This window comes from Chitinophaga sp. CF418 (assembly GCF_900142925.1).
GTDB lineage: Bacteria > Bacteroidota > Bacteroidia > Chitinophagales > Chitinophagaceae > Chitinophaga.
Genome location: NZ_FRCN01000008.1, coordinates 351,197 through 364,486, shown reverse-complemented (window position 1 = coordinate 364,486; position 13,290 = coordinate 351,197). Strand labels below are relative to the sequence as shown.

At 47.0% G+C, this 13,290-nt stretch carries 15 protein-coding genes; 9 read left to right on the top strand and 6 right to left on the bottom strand.

Translation table 11 applies throughout. The features are described from left to right. Positions 1 to 23 precede the first annotated feature (23 nt). The 3 genes from F3I09_RS19435 to F3I09_RS19425 all read right to left on the bottom strand — a co-directional run bounded on the left by F3I09_RS19435 (position 24) and on the right by F3I09_RS19425 (position 2,462). Entirely contained in the window at positions 24 to 479 is a 456-nt protein-coding gene (locus F3I09_RS19435; protein WP_149696700.1) for a hypothetical protein, read from the bottom strand. A 12-nt stretch (positions 480 to 491) separates the two neighbouring features. Further along, positions 492 to 1,253, bottom strand: a complete 762-nt coding sequence (locus tag F3I09_RS19430; RefSeq protein WP_149696699.1) for a thioredoxin family protein — start codon at positions 1,251 to 1,253, stop codon at positions 492 to 494. A 111-nt stretch (positions 1,254 to 1,364) separates the two neighbouring features. Then, positions 1,365 to 2,462 carry a DNA alkylation repair protein gene (locus F3I09_RS19425; RefSeq protein WP_149696698.1) on the bottom strand — a complete coding sequence of 366 codons (1,098 nt, stop codon included), beginning with the start codon at positions 2,460 to 2,462 and terminating at the stop codon, positions 1,365 to 1,367. A gap of 127 nt (positions 2,463 to 2,589) precedes the next feature. Between F3I09_RS19425 and F3I09_RS19420 the strand changes: the two genes are divergently transcribed. Genes F3I09_RS19420 through F3I09_RS19410 form a run of 3 tightly spaced genes read left to right on the top strand, consistent with a single transcriptional unit; the run spans position 2,590 to position 5,689 of the window. Then, entirely contained in the window at positions 2,590 to 2,859 is a 270-nt protein-coding gene (locus F3I09_RS19420) for a hypothetical protein (protein ID WP_149696697.1), read from the top strand. 39 nt (positions 2,860 to 2,898) lie between these two features. Next, positions 2,899 to 4,515 carry an alpha,alpha-trehalase TreF gene (gene treF, locus F3I09_RS19415; RefSeq protein WP_149696696.1) on the top strand — a complete coding sequence of 539 codons (1,617 nt, stop codon included), beginning with the start codon at positions 2,899 to 2,901 and terminating at the stop codon, positions 4,513 to 4,515. Between the two features lies 1 nt (position 4,516). Continuing rightward, entirely contained in the window at positions 4,517 to 5,689 is a 1,173-nt protein-coding gene (locus tag F3I09_RS19410) for a DUF5009 domain-containing protein (protein WP_149696695.1), read from the top strand. Here F3I09_RS19410 and F3I09_RS19405 read toward each other — a convergent pair. Then, a complete protein-coding gene (locus F3I09_RS19405) occupies positions 5,673 to 7,010 on the bottom strand; it encodes an NAD(P)/FAD-dependent oxidoreductase (RefSeq protein WP_223233297.1) in 1,338 nt (445 codons plus the stop codon). The two genes, F3I09_RS19410 and F3I09_RS19405, sit on opposite strands and share 17 nt — an antisense overlap. Before the next feature lie 131 nt (positions 7,011 to 7,141). Between F3I09_RS19405 and F3I09_RS19400 the strand changes: the two genes are divergently transcribed. The 3 genes from F3I09_RS19400 to F3I09_RS19390 all read left to right on the top strand — a co-directional run bounded on the left by F3I09_RS19400 (position 7,142) and on the right by F3I09_RS19390 (position 8,652). Further along, a complete protein-coding gene (locus F3I09_RS19400; RefSeq protein WP_149696694.1) occupies positions 7,142 to 7,657 on the top strand; it encodes an alpha-ketoglutarate-dependent dioxygenase AlkB in 516 nt (171 codons plus the stop codon). A gap of 16 nt (positions 7,658 to 7,673) precedes the next feature. Further along, positions 7,674 to 8,330, top strand: coding sequence for a GDSL-type esterase/lipase family protein (locus tag F3I09_RS19395; RefSeq protein ID WP_149696693.1), 657 nt, complete (start codon positions 7,674 to 7,676; stop codon positions 8,328 to 8,330). 82 nt (positions 8,331 to 8,412) lie between these two features. Continuing rightward, a complete protein-coding gene (locus F3I09_RS19390; protein ID WP_188133872.1) occupies positions 8,413 to 8,652 on the top strand; it encodes a hypothetical protein in 240 nt (79 codons plus the stop codon). A gap of 245 nt (positions 8,653 to 8,897) precedes the next feature. Here the strand turns inward: F3I09_RS19390 and F3I09_RS19385 are convergent, their stop codons facing one another. Beyond that, entirely contained in the window at positions 8,898 to 9,191 is a 294-nt protein-coding gene (locus F3I09_RS19385) for a chaperone modulator CbpM (RefSeq protein ID WP_149696692.1), read from the bottom strand. A gap of 10 nt (positions 9,192 to 9,201) precedes the next feature. Next, on the bottom strand, positions 9,202 to 10,119 hold the full coding sequence (locus F3I09_RS19380) for a DnaJ C-terminal domain-containing protein (protein WP_149696691.1): 918 nt from the start codon (positions 10,117 to 10,119) through the stop codon (positions 9,202 to 9,204). A gap of 90 nt (positions 10,120 to 10,209) precedes the next feature. On the opposite strand from F3I09_RS19380, the gene F3I09_RS19375 reads away from it, so the two are divergent. From F3I09_RS19375 to F3I09_RS19365, 3 genes are read left to right on the top strand one after another with little or no spacing between them, the layout of a single operon-like run. Continuing rightward, positions 10,210 to 10,680, top strand: coding sequence for a hypothetical protein (locus F3I09_RS19375; RefSeq protein ID WP_149696690.1), 471 nt, complete (start codon positions 10,210 to 10,212; stop codon positions 10,678 to 10,680). A 5-nt stretch (positions 10,681 to 10,685) separates the two neighbouring features. Then, positions 10,686 to 12,527, top strand: a complete 1,842-nt coding sequence (locus F3I09_RS19370) for a tetratricopeptide repeat-containing sensor histidine kinase (protein WP_149696689.1) — start codon at positions 10,686 to 10,688, stop codon at positions 12,525 to 12,527. Further along, positions 12,493 to 13,236 (top strand): LytTR family DNA-binding domain-containing protein, encoded by a 744-nt coding sequence (locus tag F3I09_RS19365; protein ID WP_188133871.1) that lies wholly within the window; start codon positions 12,493 to 12,495, stop codon positions 13,234 to 13,236. Before F3I09_RS19370 ends, F3I09_RS19365 begins: the two co-directional genes overlap by 35 nt. The last annotated feature ends 54 nt before the right edge of the window (positions 13,237 to 13,290 follow it).

Here is a 13,290-nt window from a genome sequence, read left to right as displayed (position 1 = left end):
GACTGGTGCCGAAAGTATTCAACTCAGAACAGCAATAGAATACTGCTCCCGATCAGGATCCCTGTCATCCCGATAAACAGCTGCTGCTGCGGTCTCCAACCTGTCAACGAGCCAGGAAAGAAATACGTCCCGATTTGTTTGGCAGCAAACAATGACAACGGTATAACACCTGCACACAACAAAGATATGTACAGTAGCTTCGCGCTTGCCACTGACAGGCCAATGCCTGTACCTAAGGCAATATAAGCCGCAAGACAGAAAGGACATTTGGGCACAAGCGCCAGGAGAAAGGCCGGTAGCACTGGTTTAAGGAAGTGGACAGCCCGCCTGAAGAAGCCTTCAGGTTTGTTGGCAGCTACGTCTGTGATTGATGCTCCTTTATCACCCGTTGCCTCTTTAGCGGAAGCGGATAGTTGTACAGGAACATTGCAGGGAACAGTCTTTTCAGCATGCCCCCCGCAACAATTAAATGTACGCATGATATCAACTAATTAATGGCTGCAGCAGCTACTTGCTTCCGGAGCCTTGGTTTCATACTTATCGTGATGTTTTACCCAATTCATCGCGTTGTCCTCATTACGTGCTTTTGGCGTCATTTCAAGTAAATTGTAGGTAGTGAGCATGATATCCACTCCTCTGGCAAAGGTGGAATATGTATGAAAGATATCTCCGTTATCGTCTTTATAGAATACACTAAGACCTGGTAATTCCTGCTCCGTCACGGGAATCTTCTCGTAATTATAGCTCATCTCATTTTTGGCAATGTCTTCTTCAGTAGCAGAAACATGGAAGTCATAGTTGAAATCGTTCTTATAGGAAGATACCCATTTGAAGCCCCATCCCATTCTTTTCTGAAAAGGTATGATATCGCTCATTGGACCATGGGATACTGCCACATAGGACACATCATGATTCAACAGGTGGACCAGGGCTCCATCTGCATGGTCGGCCATGAATGAACAGCCGGGACAACCTTCTTTCCAGCCGGGCCCCAGCATAAAGTGTTGCACGATCAACTGGCTGCGGCCGTCAAAGAGATCGGACAAGGTATATTCTTTGTCAGCTCCTTCAAAAATGTACTCCTTCTCAACTTTTACCCAGGGAAGTTGTTGGCGCAAGTGGGTCAGGTCATCTTTCAGGTGGGTCAGCTCCTTCTCTTTTTGCATCAGTTTTTTACGGGCCTCTATCCATTCCTGCTGTGACACTACGGGGTGCTCAAGTGTAGCGGCTTGATCAGCGTTATATGCTTTCATAACTTTGAGGTTTAGTGTACTACAAATGTCCAATTACACTGCCAGAAATTGGCAGGGCATTATTGCCATAATAGGGGGGGAATTGAGACAATTTGAGGTCCGTATTACCTCTTATATCAGTTCAAAGGCTTTGGCCGGATATTCTTCGCCATTGATGATGATGGACAACTGGTGTTTACCAGGGTAAAATACCCGGGTAGTGATGAGCCGGAAGGATTGTTTCCGGAGGATCTTAACCTGTTCATCAGGAGCATAGGTTTTCTCGCTGATCTTAAATACCTTTTTGGATAAAGTCCCGTTCTGCTTCAGGTAATGTACCCCGTATTCCAGCCTTATTGTTTGTGGTTGCGCATCCTTGTTTTTAATAGTAAAGGAGAATTCCAGGCCATCACCGGTCCTGACCTTTGGCGTCAGTATTTTAAAATCGCTGAATTCCACATGTGTGCTGTCCAGTCCATAATGTTGCAGTATCTCCTTACTGCCCTGTTTCAGTAGGGTGCGGCAGCCATGTTTAATAATGGCGTCCGTTTCTTTGCTGATCCCTTTCCATTTTGCGGCGATGGCAATAACAACGGCCGGGTTGTCTTTGGCGATATCATTCAGGCTGTTTGCCACACTGCGTCTTACCGACTCGGAGGGGTCCTGTTTCAGGTTTTCCAGTATGGGCAGTATGGGAGTAGGATCTTTCTTCAGGAAGGGAATAGCCATAGCCCAGGGCAGACGGGGACGGCTGCCTTCGCTGGACAGGCGCCTTACCTTCTCGCTTTTGTGTAAAGACCAGGCCAGCATCTGTTGGAGCATTTTGTCGCCGTATTGCAGAACAAAGGGGCGTACGGCAAATTCACAGGTGATGAACTGGGTAACGAATTCCAGTGCCTTTACAGATGTTTCATAGTGTTCCAGCCCATAGGTGGCAATGTAATCCGGGAAGAAGATAAACTCCAGTGCCTCCCCATATCCGGCCTTTCTGAGACTGTTAATGGTCTTTTCGATCAGCGGAATGGCCTGGGTATAACCGGCAGGCAGGAATTCGTGTAAAACGGCCGTAGTGTGTTTCATCCGCTCTTTTAGCTCTTTCTCTTCAAAGCCTTCCCGGTATATCTTTTCAATAAACCGTTTCTTGTTAAATGAGGGCACCGTTTTAATAAGTATGTCGGCAAAACTGTTATAAAAGGCGGGGGAGTAAATGTCTTTCAGCAGGCTGCTCATAGTAAGGTATTTTACACGAGCAGCAAAAATAAGTATTGTGTGGTTAAGACCGTATAGAGATTAATTTATCCGTATCCCCCGGTAATAGCGTAACTTTGTACTTTGTTTCGTCTGAAAAGTGGTAATTATGAAAATAAGTAATCCGGATATCATCCGCCTTGCAGAGATTAAATCCTATTTTCTTGACCCTCCTTATACCTTCAGGATATATAGTTATGCGAAGCCACAGGTAGATGAAGCCATTAACATTCTGGGAAAATATAGCTTTATATCGCCAGCGTTGATGGGCCAGATGGAAGACCTGAGGCAATTATTTGAGCAATCTGAAAATGATGCTAACGCAACCCGCGAAAATATGCGATCTTTCGCCATCTTGCTGAACCGCATTAACCGGTAAGCAGGTATTGCCTTTGTAAATATAGAAACCACGTAACGTATGAATGGAAAGCTCTTGTTCATTGCCATTATAATGGCATGTGGCATAGCCTGTAAACAGCAACAGCCGCCGCAGGTTAAAGAACGTTCTCCCCGGCAGGAATTCCCAGGATTGTTTGAAGCCGTCCAATCTGCGCATGTCTTTCCCGACAGTAAAACTTTCGCGGACTGCGCACCCCAGGCAGCTCCTGCAACAATCCTTCAGTATTATGCAAAAGAGCAGGGCGCCGAGGGCTTTAGCCTGGCCACTTTTGTACACCATCATTTCAATGTACCTGCAGGTGCAGCGGCACACTATAGCACCGATACAGGGCAGGATGTTATCGCACATATTGAATCACTCTGGAATGTCCTGAAACGGATGCCCGACACCACCAATACATGGGGTTCACTTATTAGTCTGCCGAAGCCATATGTTGTACCGGGGGGCCGTTTCCGTGAGGTATATTACTGGGACAGCTATTTCACCATGCTGGGACTGAAAGAAAGCGGTCGTACAGACCTCATAGAGAGTATGATAAAGAACTTCGCCTTCCTGATCCGTACCTATGGATTTATCCCTAACGGTAACCGCACCTATTACCTCACACGCTCACAGCCGCCTTATTTCGCCCTGATGCTGGAATTACTGATCTCGGCGAAGGAAGACCGCAAACAGGAGCTGCTGACCACTTACCTGGACGCCCTGGAAAAGGAATACCATTTCTGGATGAAAAGGCCCGCCGACGGCAAAACCGGCGAACATCTGGTGGTACTGGAGGATGGGGCCGTCCTCAATCGCTATTACGACAGGGGAAACTGGCCCAGGGAAGAAGCCTGGACAGAAGATATCAATACCGCCAAAACTTCCCGCAGGCAGCCCGCAGAACAGGTTTACCAGGAACTGCGTACCTGCGCGGAATCCGGTTGGGATTTCAGCAGCCGCTGGCTGGCAGACGGGAAAACACTGGGCTCTATCCACATCACAGATATTATCCCTGTAGACCTCAACTGCCTGTTATACAACCTGGAAATGACCCTCGGAGATGCTTACCGCATGAAAGGCAATACCGTCAAGGCCCTGCAGTATGAATCCGCCGCAGCCATCCGCCGGGACGCTATCCTGCGCTTCTGCTGGGACCCGAAAACCGGATTTTTCAGGGATTATGACTTTAAAAAAGGAGCCAGAACACCCGTGCTGCACCTGGGAGGTATGTACCCTTTATTTTTCGGGATAGCCCGCCAGGGACAGGCAGACAGCGCCGCTATCGTGTTACAGCAGCAGTTCCTGTATCCCGGCGGACTGGTATCCACGCCGGTGGAAACAGGGGAGCAATGGGATGCCCCCAATGGCTGGGCGCCCCTGCACTGGATGACGATATCTGGTCTGCTCACCTATAAGAACGACTCCCTCGCATCAGATATCGCCGGACGCTGGGCGCATCAGAATATCCGGGTATTTAAACAGACAGGTAAGTTGCTGGAGAAGTATAACGTTAAAGACACATCGTTGCCAGGAGGGGGAGGGGAATATCCCAATCAGGACGGTTTTGGATGGACAAATGGCGTGCTGTTGAAGATATTACATATGCAACGGGAAGGGGTATTGAATATTGTGAAAAATATTGATACCTTATAGCATGCTTAAACCATCACAACGCCTTTTATCTATTGATGCCTTTCGCGCACTTACTATGCTGACCATGATCTTTGTAAATGATGTCAGCGGTGTAAAAAATATCCCTGCCTGGATTGAACATGTACAAGCCCAGGAAGATGGATTAGGATTTGCCGATACGGTCTTCCCCGCCTTTCTCTTTATTGTTGGTCTGTCCATTCCCTTTGCCATCGGAAAGCGCATCAGTCAGCAGAAATCTTTCATCAGTACGGAAATGCATATCCTGGTCCGCTCCCTGGCACTGATCGTCATGGGCTTTTTCCATGTCAACCTGGAAAATTACAGTCAGGCGGCCTATTTACCGTATCCAATATGGGAACTGTTGATCACCGCAGGTTTCTTCCTGGTATGGCTGGACTATCCCCCTGAAATGGAAAAGGGGAAAAGATACACGTTGATAGGTGCTGGTATAGTGTTACTGGCAGCTATGGCGGCTTTATATAAAGGCGGACCGGCAGATGCGCCACACTGGATGGAGCCTTCCTGGTGGGGTATACTGGGCATCATCGGTTGGGCATACCTGGTCTGTGCAACCCTGTACCTGCTGGTGAAAGGTAATTTCGGGGCTATAACAGCCATTTTAGGCGTTTTCCTGTTGATAAATATTCTCACCCACGCCGGACTGTTACACTTTAGTATTCCGGTTATAGACAATGCTTCCTCCGTATCCCTGATCATGGCCGGAGCGGTGATCTCATCATTGTATACACTGCTCGACAAAAAAGGGAAATTAGGCTCCCTATGGGCCGTATTTATAGGTCTGGGAGTCCTTGCGCTGGTAGCTGGCTTTGTATTACGCCCTTATACCGCCGGTATTTCCAAGATCCGGGCTACCCCGGCCTGGGTGCTGATCTGTTCCGGTATCAGCATATTGATGTTTACGGCAATGATCTGGCTGGTGGATGTAAAAGGAAAGATGGATTGGTTCAAATGGATCCGTCCGGCAGGCACCAGCACGCTGACCTGTTACCTGATCCCTTATCTGTTATACTCTCTGATGTTGTTGGCAGGGTTTAAGTACCCGGCAGTGCTGAGTGAAGGGATCGGAGGGATACTCCGTTCTATCGCCGTTGCATTCCTGGTGATCCTGCTGGCAGGTTGGATGGAAAAGAAACGGATCAGACTGAAGATTTAACCGCTGCCGCCATTTCTGCCTGCTTTACATCAGGCTGTGGCGGGATCGGTTTGATGATCATACGCAGGGCCTGGTCTCTGGTGAAGTAGGCCACGGTCCAGTTATACATGGTTTTCAGCTTGTTACGGTAGTTGATGAGCGCCATCACATGAATGAACAGCCACATGAACCAGGCTATAAAACCATTGAAGTGCAGTTTGGGCTTAGGGATGTCTGCCACAGCATTATTACGGCCGATGATGGCCATAGTGCCCTTATCTACATAAGTGAAAGGTTTTAGCGGCTTATTATCAGCCATGGCAGAGAAGTTCTTAGCGAGAAGTTTACCCTGCTGTAAGGCTACCTGCGCCAGCTGGGGATGTCCATCCGGGAAGTTTTTATCTGTTGTCTGTATACAGGTATCGCCAATGGCATAGATGTCGTCCACACCGATCACTCTGTTGTAGGCGTCTGTCATCATTCTCCTGCCCGCTCCGGTGCTGGCCACAGGAATTCCGTCCATCAGCCTTGCGGTTACTCCGGCTGCCCATATCAGGGTTTTGGTGTTAATGGTATCTCCATTGTTCAGGATTACCTGATCGTCCACAAAGTCCTTTACCCTGGTTTTCAGCTTGATCTTCACACCCAGCCTGCGTAAGGCGTTGTAAGTATGCCGCTGCGACTTTTTAGTCATCGGTTCGAGCAGGCTTTCACCTCCGCTTACCAGGTAGATCTCCCCACCGTGTCCGTGCAATTCAGGGTAATCTTTTCTGACTACAAACTGACGTAATTCCGCCAGCATGCCGGATACTTCCACGCCGGTAGGACCGCCGCCCGCAATGACGATGGTGGTCAGTTTCTTCCGCTCTGCAAGGTCAGGGGTGATACTAGCTATTTCCAGTCTTTTTAAAAGCGTATTCCGCATCTCCAGCGCATCATTCACATTCTTCATCGGAATAGCGTACTTCTTTATGTTTTCGTTGCCGAAATAGTTCGTTTCGGTACCTGTGGCAAAAACCAGGTAATCATACTGTATTTCGCCATTGTTCAGGTAACAGATATGTGCTGCCGGGTCTACCCGTTGGAATTCACCCATATGGAAGTGAAGATTGGGTTTGTCCCTGAACAGTTTACGAAAGGGGTAACAGATGCTTGAGGTTTCCAGAAATCCCGTTGCCAGCTGATATATCAGTGGTGGGAAGAAGTTATAGTTATTCTTATCTACCAATGTAATCTGGTAACGTTTGTCGCGTTGCAACAGTTGGGCCAGATTAATGCCTGCAAATCCTCCGCCGATGATGACTACTCTAATTGCTTGTTCTTTTGTTTCTGAGCTTTCCATTGTAAACTTATTTCCTGGTGTGTAAATCTGGTATGTAAATATAGTCAATCCGGCTTACATGATATAATCCTCCCTGCCACACACGATCTTAGCGGCATATCTTTAAGGAGATTTTCTATTTTTGCGGCACTATGAATGGAATTACATTTATACCGGATTTCATACCCGACCCCGAAGGTTTGTTTAGTTCGCTGAGAGATAATGTTTTATGGGATGAAAGAATGCATGCCCGTAAAACAGCCAGTTTTGGCGTCGCGTACAATTATTCGCAGATGAGCTATCCTTTTCAGGCTTTCAGCCCTGAGCTGGAAGCCATTGTTGTCCGGATAAGTACTACGCTTGGTTTCACCCCCAATAATTGTCTCATAAACTATTACCTGGACGGCAAATCTAAAATGGGATTTCATGCAGATCAGACGGACATCCTGGAACAAGGAACCGGTATTGCTATTGTCTCTATCGGTGAAACGAGAACACTCCGGTTTAAAAACATCAAAGAACCCTCAGAACTGACTGATTTTCCATTGCCTGCAGGTTCCCTGATCTATATGACCCAGCAGGTGCAGGATGAATGGCTGCATGCTATCCCCGCGTCGGATACAGACAATGGAAGAATGAGTCTTACTTTTCGTGCAATTAAAAAATAATCATTATACCATGTTTATGAAGAAACTGTTAAGCTTTTTAGTACTGATCCTGATCGTTTTTATTTCTTCCGTTCATGCCCAGCGATACCAGGACGATATCAACACCATCCTGAAATGGGACAAGATGTATGCGCCCCCGGCGAACCCGATATTATTTACCGGCAGTTCCTCTATCCGCAAATGGGATGACCTGGAAAGAACGTTCAGCAGTTATGTGGTAATGAACAGGGGCGTAGGAGGCGCTGTAACAAATGATATTATCCATTATGCTGAACAGATCATTTTTCCTTACCACCCGCGTCAGATAGTACTCTATGTTGGAGAAAATGATCTGGTGGAAAAAGGAGTAACGGCAGATACTATCTTTAACAGGTTCAAGAATCTGTATGCTACTATCAGAAGTAAACTGCCCAATATTCCAATTGTGTATATCTCCATAAAACCGAGCCCAAGCAGGGTAGAGTTCCTTCCCATTGCAAAAGAAGCGAATAGCCTCATCCGCAACTACATCGCCAGGCAGTCTAATATTACTTTTGTAGATATATTTCAACTTATGCTCGATAAGAACGGTCTGCCCAGAAAGGAGTTATTTGTAGAAGATATGCTGCATATGAATGCCCAGGGCTACGCCATCTGGAAGAAGGCTGTAAGTCCGCATCTCCTGCACAGATAATATCCGGTTTCAGCCTATATGGTACCAGGGGTATATCTTTTGCAACATCTTTTTCGTAACAAACCTGCTGTTAAAAGCCATTGTGCCGGATTATGAGTTAAAATCCCATACAGCCTCTTTAGGGCTGGACTTTTATACAAAGAACAGTTTTCCGGAGAAATATCGAAATGGGGCGTTTATTACCCAGCATGGTTCCTGGAACCGTAAAGCCTTATCTGGTTATAAAGTGTTATACGTCCTCTTTAAGAATGGTAAGCCTGCCGGTGACGCGGAAGAATTCCTGACAGGGTTTGTGAAAGACAGTGTGGCGGGGGTAGGGTGATGACACCGGGTAAACGTATTTGTTACAATCGCGGACCATATTCCCGGGCCATATCAATTACAATGTCCCAGGGCCCAATAAATGATAATAAACAACACAATCGTACCCAGGCAGCCGCCTCCGAATTTTTTAGCGCCCCAAAAGGCGATGATAGCTCTGAAGAATTTATTCATGGTTGATAATTTACCGGGGTTAGATAATAATCAGGCCTGATGAAATACTTCACCAGGCCTGGTAAAATAGTCTCAGAATGCCTCATATAAATGCAATCGTTCTCTGAGCGTTGCTATCTCAGACTGCATATGCCTGATCTTCTCAAGCAAATGTTTAATCACTTCAATACCTGCCGTATTGATGCCCATCTCGCTGTACCAGCGGGTATACAGCTCCAGGTCCTGCAGCTGCTCCTCGGAAATGAAACGGTCGCCCTCTACAACGGTAATGGCTATTAGTCCTTCATCTGCCAGTGAGTTAATAAAGTCGGTCTCAATTTCATGTATGCTGCAATATTGGGTAATGGCTATCAGTGCTGTTTGCATAACGGATAGTTTAATGTGATGATGCGGCCAGTTGCCTGAATAGTTCTTTCTGCGCGGCTGTCAGATTAGTTGGAAGCAATATGGCATAAGTGATGATCAGATCTCCAAATGCATTTTCCTGTTTATATACAGGAAATCCTTTGCCTTTCAGCCTGGCTTTGGTGCCATTCTGTGTTTCCGGTTTGACCTTCAGTTTAATCTTTCCGCTTAATGTATCAATCGTGACATCACCTCCCAGTATGGCGGTATAAAGATCCAGCTCCACATTCATATAGAGGTCGTTATCCACTCTTTTGAAAACGGGATCTTCCGGTATCACAAAAGTAATATAGAGATCTCCGTTCGGGCCTCCGTTCCCTCCGGGGGCGCCATGTCCTTTCAGTTTGATGACCTGCCCGTTGGCAATACCAGCAGGTATGGTGATCCTCAGTTGTTTGTCATTTACGCTCAGCGTGTGCTGATGGGTAGTATAAGCATCCCGCAGATTAATATGCAATTCCGCATTGTAATCCTGACCACGGAACTTACGTTTGCTGCCGCCCGTACGGTTGCCGAAGAGCGATTCAAAGAAGTCGGAGAACTGTCCTTCGGAGAAGTCACCGAAGTCCTGTTCACCAAAACCCTGTCCGCCAAAACCGCCATATCCCTGCTGCCCACCAAAGCCCGCGCCCTGTTGCTGTTTTGCCTTCTCATACTGGTCTGCATGCTGCCAGTGCTCTCCATAGGCATCGTATTTCTTGCGCTTCTCGGGATCGCTCAATACCTCGTTAGCCTCGTTGATCTGCTGAAACTTAATCTGCGCCTCCTTATCATTTGGATTCATATCGGGATGGTGTTTCCTGGCAAGCTTCCTGTATGCCTTCTTTATATCATCCTGGGAGGCTTTTTTATCTACTCCAAGTACCTTGTAATAATCTATAAAAGCCATATGTATAGTGTATATGTGCCTACTACACAAAATCTTTGCCATCTCTCATTATAATAATTTATTTATATTTGGTACTTAAACCCTTATCCCTTGGACACACAACAACCACTTGCCGGGAGTGCCACCGGCACTTTCCGGGCTACAGAGCCATCTAAAGCAAAGATCAAAACACAAAGCATCAGGTTACTTGCATCAGGTTTGATGGGACAATTATCATCAAAGGAACCACTGGTTTCATTACGTAAGTCCGGTGATTTTCAGGACTGTTATGATGTGAACCTCCATATGTATCTGCCAGACCACGCCAGGAACGTACACCTTGATGAGAACATTTCTGATTGTGGAGTAATCGAGATCTGGAATGGCCCTATTGAAGTCAGAGATGTCAATATCATCTATGACAATCCGGCAGGTCATCCTGAAATTTATGCCTATTCACTGTGGGAAATCAAATTCCGTTACTGCGTAGAAGGCCGTGAAATGCCAGCTATCCGTGTGCGTTATGTTATTGGTGACCCTGAAACAACAAATGGTACCGTTACCAGCGTTGAGAAGACCTGATCCGCATGCTAAGATTCCTGTGTTACCAGCTGCTTATTTTATCGTTATGCTGTAGTACCCTCAACAGGGTGTCTGCGCAGAAAATTAATCTGCCTGCCGCAATCCGGCAGCTGATCACACAGCAGTGTAATGTGTGTAGTCAGCTGCCGCCGGGGCAGGACAGTATGGTGTCCCGCTATTTCCATCAGTGCCATGCCGCCCTTGATAGCGGCAACCTGGATGATGGTTTTAAATACGCGTCTACCATTACCGCTATCACCGATAGTAATTCTCTTGCACCGCGAATACTCACCGTGAAGTTCCTGAAAGCCAAGATCCTCTATTATAAGGACTTCTATAAAGAAGCGCTTTCAGAATACCTGAAACTGACAGCAATTCCCGCACTTGATATCAATATTCAGGCAAATATCTATCCCAATATCGGGGAGATCTATCTGGAACAGCGACAGTTCAATCAGTCCCTCGAATATTTCAATCTTATCCAGCGGCGTTTTTTCCATCTGTATGAACCCGTGGTAGCAAGGAAGATCCTGAATAATACAGGCGTATGTCTGCTCCATCTGACGCGGTTCAAGGAAGCAGAAGAGAACTTTGGAAAAAGTATAGCCATCGCCGAAAAACTAAAGGATACGACTGCGCTGGTGAATTCATTCCTGAATACAGCATTGCTGTACGATCAGCAGGTCCGTCAGAAGGAAGCGTGGAGTTACCTCCAACGGGCGCTTGCTCTGGCGAAAAAGGCCAGTGATCTGAAGATCCGCAGTAAGGTATACCTCAACTTCGCCATCGTAGAAGAGCGCACAGGGCATTTTGAGGCTGCACTGGGATACAGAAAGGAATATGAACAGCTGGAAGCGCAGATTGCCAACCGCGATAAAATATGGGAGTTGGCGGAACAGGAAAAGAAGATCGCCATACAACAGCAGGAATATAAATTACGGTTGCTACGGCAGGAAAGTAAGCTCCGCGAGGCAGAACTGACAAGAAGAAGATGGCAGCGGAACACATTTTTTGTCCTCTCACTGTTCTTCCTTTCCTGCGCTGGCCTGATCTTTTATGCCTACCGGCAGAAGAGTAAACGGAACAGGATTATTGCTGAACAGAATGACAAGCTGGAGCTGCTCAATGAAACGAAAGACCAGCTGTTCTCTATTGTGGCGCACGATCTGCGTTCTCCCGTAAATCACCTCAAGATCAACCTGTCCTATCTGAAAGATACCCTTGCCCGTAATAAGATCAGAGAAGCTACGGCATTGTCAGAGAACATTGAGAAGATCTCCGACAATACCTACGCACTGTTAAACAACCTGCTGTACTGGTCATTAGGTCAGACAGGCCAATTAAGCCTGCTCCCGGAGCCGCATGATGCAAACAAGATCATTGCGCAGGTGGTCTACGATTTTAATGCAGGCGCCGCCCTGAAAAGGATCACGATCATCAACGAAGTGCCGGCAGGAATGACCTTTTTGGCAGACCTGAACACTGTCAAGATCATCTTCAGAAATATCATAGATAATGCGATCAAATACACGCATGCCAGTGGCACTATCACTATTTCTGCGCAAAACAGCGGAAATAGCTGTGAAATAACCGTGCAGGATACGGGTATTGGAATGGACGAAAAGATCATACAAGCTATTTACAAACGGGATACAAAACGTATACAGCAAGATACAGCGGGCAGCAAGAGTACCGGACTTGGATTATGGCTGGTAAAGGCGATGACGGAAAAGAACGGAGGTACATTGCGTATTACCGGCAGTGTGGGCGCCGGCACCAGTATTGTAGTCTGCTTGCCTGCTAATGAACATTATGAAGGAACTGAAAGTACTCATCCTGGAAGATAGTCCGGCCGAAGCGGATTTCCTGGAGAGTTTTTTACGCCAGCTGGGCTGCACTGAAATCAGGCTCACCACTGCACTGAAAGACGCGGTGGCCGCTTATGATGAAGAGCTCCCGGACATTTGCCTGATTGACATTTACCTGGGTGATAAGCCAGATGGGATCCTCTTTGCCGAAACCATCAACGAACACAGGGAGCAAAAGCGCCCTTTTATCTTCCTGACCAGCGCAAACGATACTACGACCTTCCGGCTGGCCAAATTCACATCGCCGTATAACTACCTGCTCAAGCCTTATAATCCGCTGGAGCTGCAATATGCCATAGAACTGGCCCTCTCAAAGTTCAAACAGGAGACGGTAGCTCCCCCTGCACAGGCAATCCCACAGGCATCCGATACCCTGTTCATCAAAAAAGGCAACCTGCTGCAAAGGATCGCCATTGACGATATCAGGTATATAGAAGTTGATGGGAAATACAGCAAGGTGGTCTGCCATGCGGAGAAATTCGTGATCCAGCAGTCGCTCAAAGACATACAGGTCCAGTTGCCGGCGCTTCAGTTCTGCCGGGTGCACAGGAACTATATTGTGAACGTCAAAGAAGTAATCAAGATCAACGTCATCAATAACGAGATCTTTTTCAGGGATGGAGAAACCCTCTTTTTCAGCCGCCGTTATATCGATGAATTCCTGCAGGCCTTCAAGATCTTCAAATAAAAGAGAAAGGAGTACCTGGGGCTGGCACTCCTTCTCATGACCATAACCATATCC

What these genes read in the sequence shown, in the direction of transcription:
- F3I09_RS19435 (WP_149696700.1), bottom strand. Translation starts at nt 479, where the DNA reads ATGCGTACATTTAATTGTTGCGGGGGGCATGCTGAAAAGACTGTTCCC.
- F3I09_RS19430 (WP_149696699.1), bottom strand. Translation starts at nt 1,253, where the DNA reads ATGAAAGCATATAACGCTGATCAAGCCGCTACACTTGAGCACCCCGTA.
- F3I09_RS19425 (WP_149696698.1), bottom strand. Translation starts at nt 2,462, where the DNA reads ATGAGCAGCCTGCTGAAAGACATTTACTCCCCCGCCTTTTATAACAGT.
- F3I09_RS19420 (WP_149696697.1), top strand. Translation starts at nt 2,590, where the DNA reads ATGAAAATAAGTAATCCGGATATCATCCGCCTTGCAGAGATTAAATCC.
- treF (WP_149696696.1), top strand. Translation starts at nt 2,899, where the DNA reads ATGAATGGAAAGCTCTTGTTCATTGCCATTATAATGGCATGTGGCATA.
- F3I09_RS19410 (WP_149696695.1), top strand. Translation starts at nt 4,517, where the DNA reads ATGCTTAAACCATCACAACGCCTTTTATCTATTGATGCCTTTCGCGCA.
- F3I09_RS19405 (WP_223233297.1), bottom strand. Translation starts at nt 7,010, where the DNA reads ATGGAAAGCTCAGAAACAAAAGAACAAGCAATTAGAGTAGTCATCATC.
- F3I09_RS19400 (WP_149696694.1), top strand. Translation starts at nt 7,142, where the DNA reads ATGAATGGAATTACATTTATACCGGATTTCATACCCGACCCCGAAGGT.
- F3I09_RS19395 (WP_149696693.1), top strand. Translation starts at nt 7,674, where the DNA reads ATGAAGAAACTGTTAAGCTTTTTAGTACTGATCCTGATCGTTTTTATT.
- F3I09_RS19385 (WP_149696692.1), bottom strand. Translation starts at nt 9,191, where the DNA reads ATGCAAACAGCACTGATAGCCATTACCCAATATTGCAGCATACATGAA.
- F3I09_RS19380 (WP_149696691.1), bottom strand. Translation starts at nt 10,119, where the DNA reads ATGGCTTTTATAGATTATTACAAGGTACTTGGAGTAGATAAAAAAGCC.
- F3I09_RS19370 (WP_149696689.1), top strand. Translation starts at nt 10,686, where the DNA reads ATGCTAAGATTCCTGTGTTACCAGCTGCTTATTTTATCGTTATGCTGT.
- F3I09_RS19365 (WP_188133871.1), top strand. Translation starts at nt 12,493, where the DNA reads ATGAAGGAACTGAAAGTACTCATCCTGGAAGATAGTCCGGCCGAAGCG.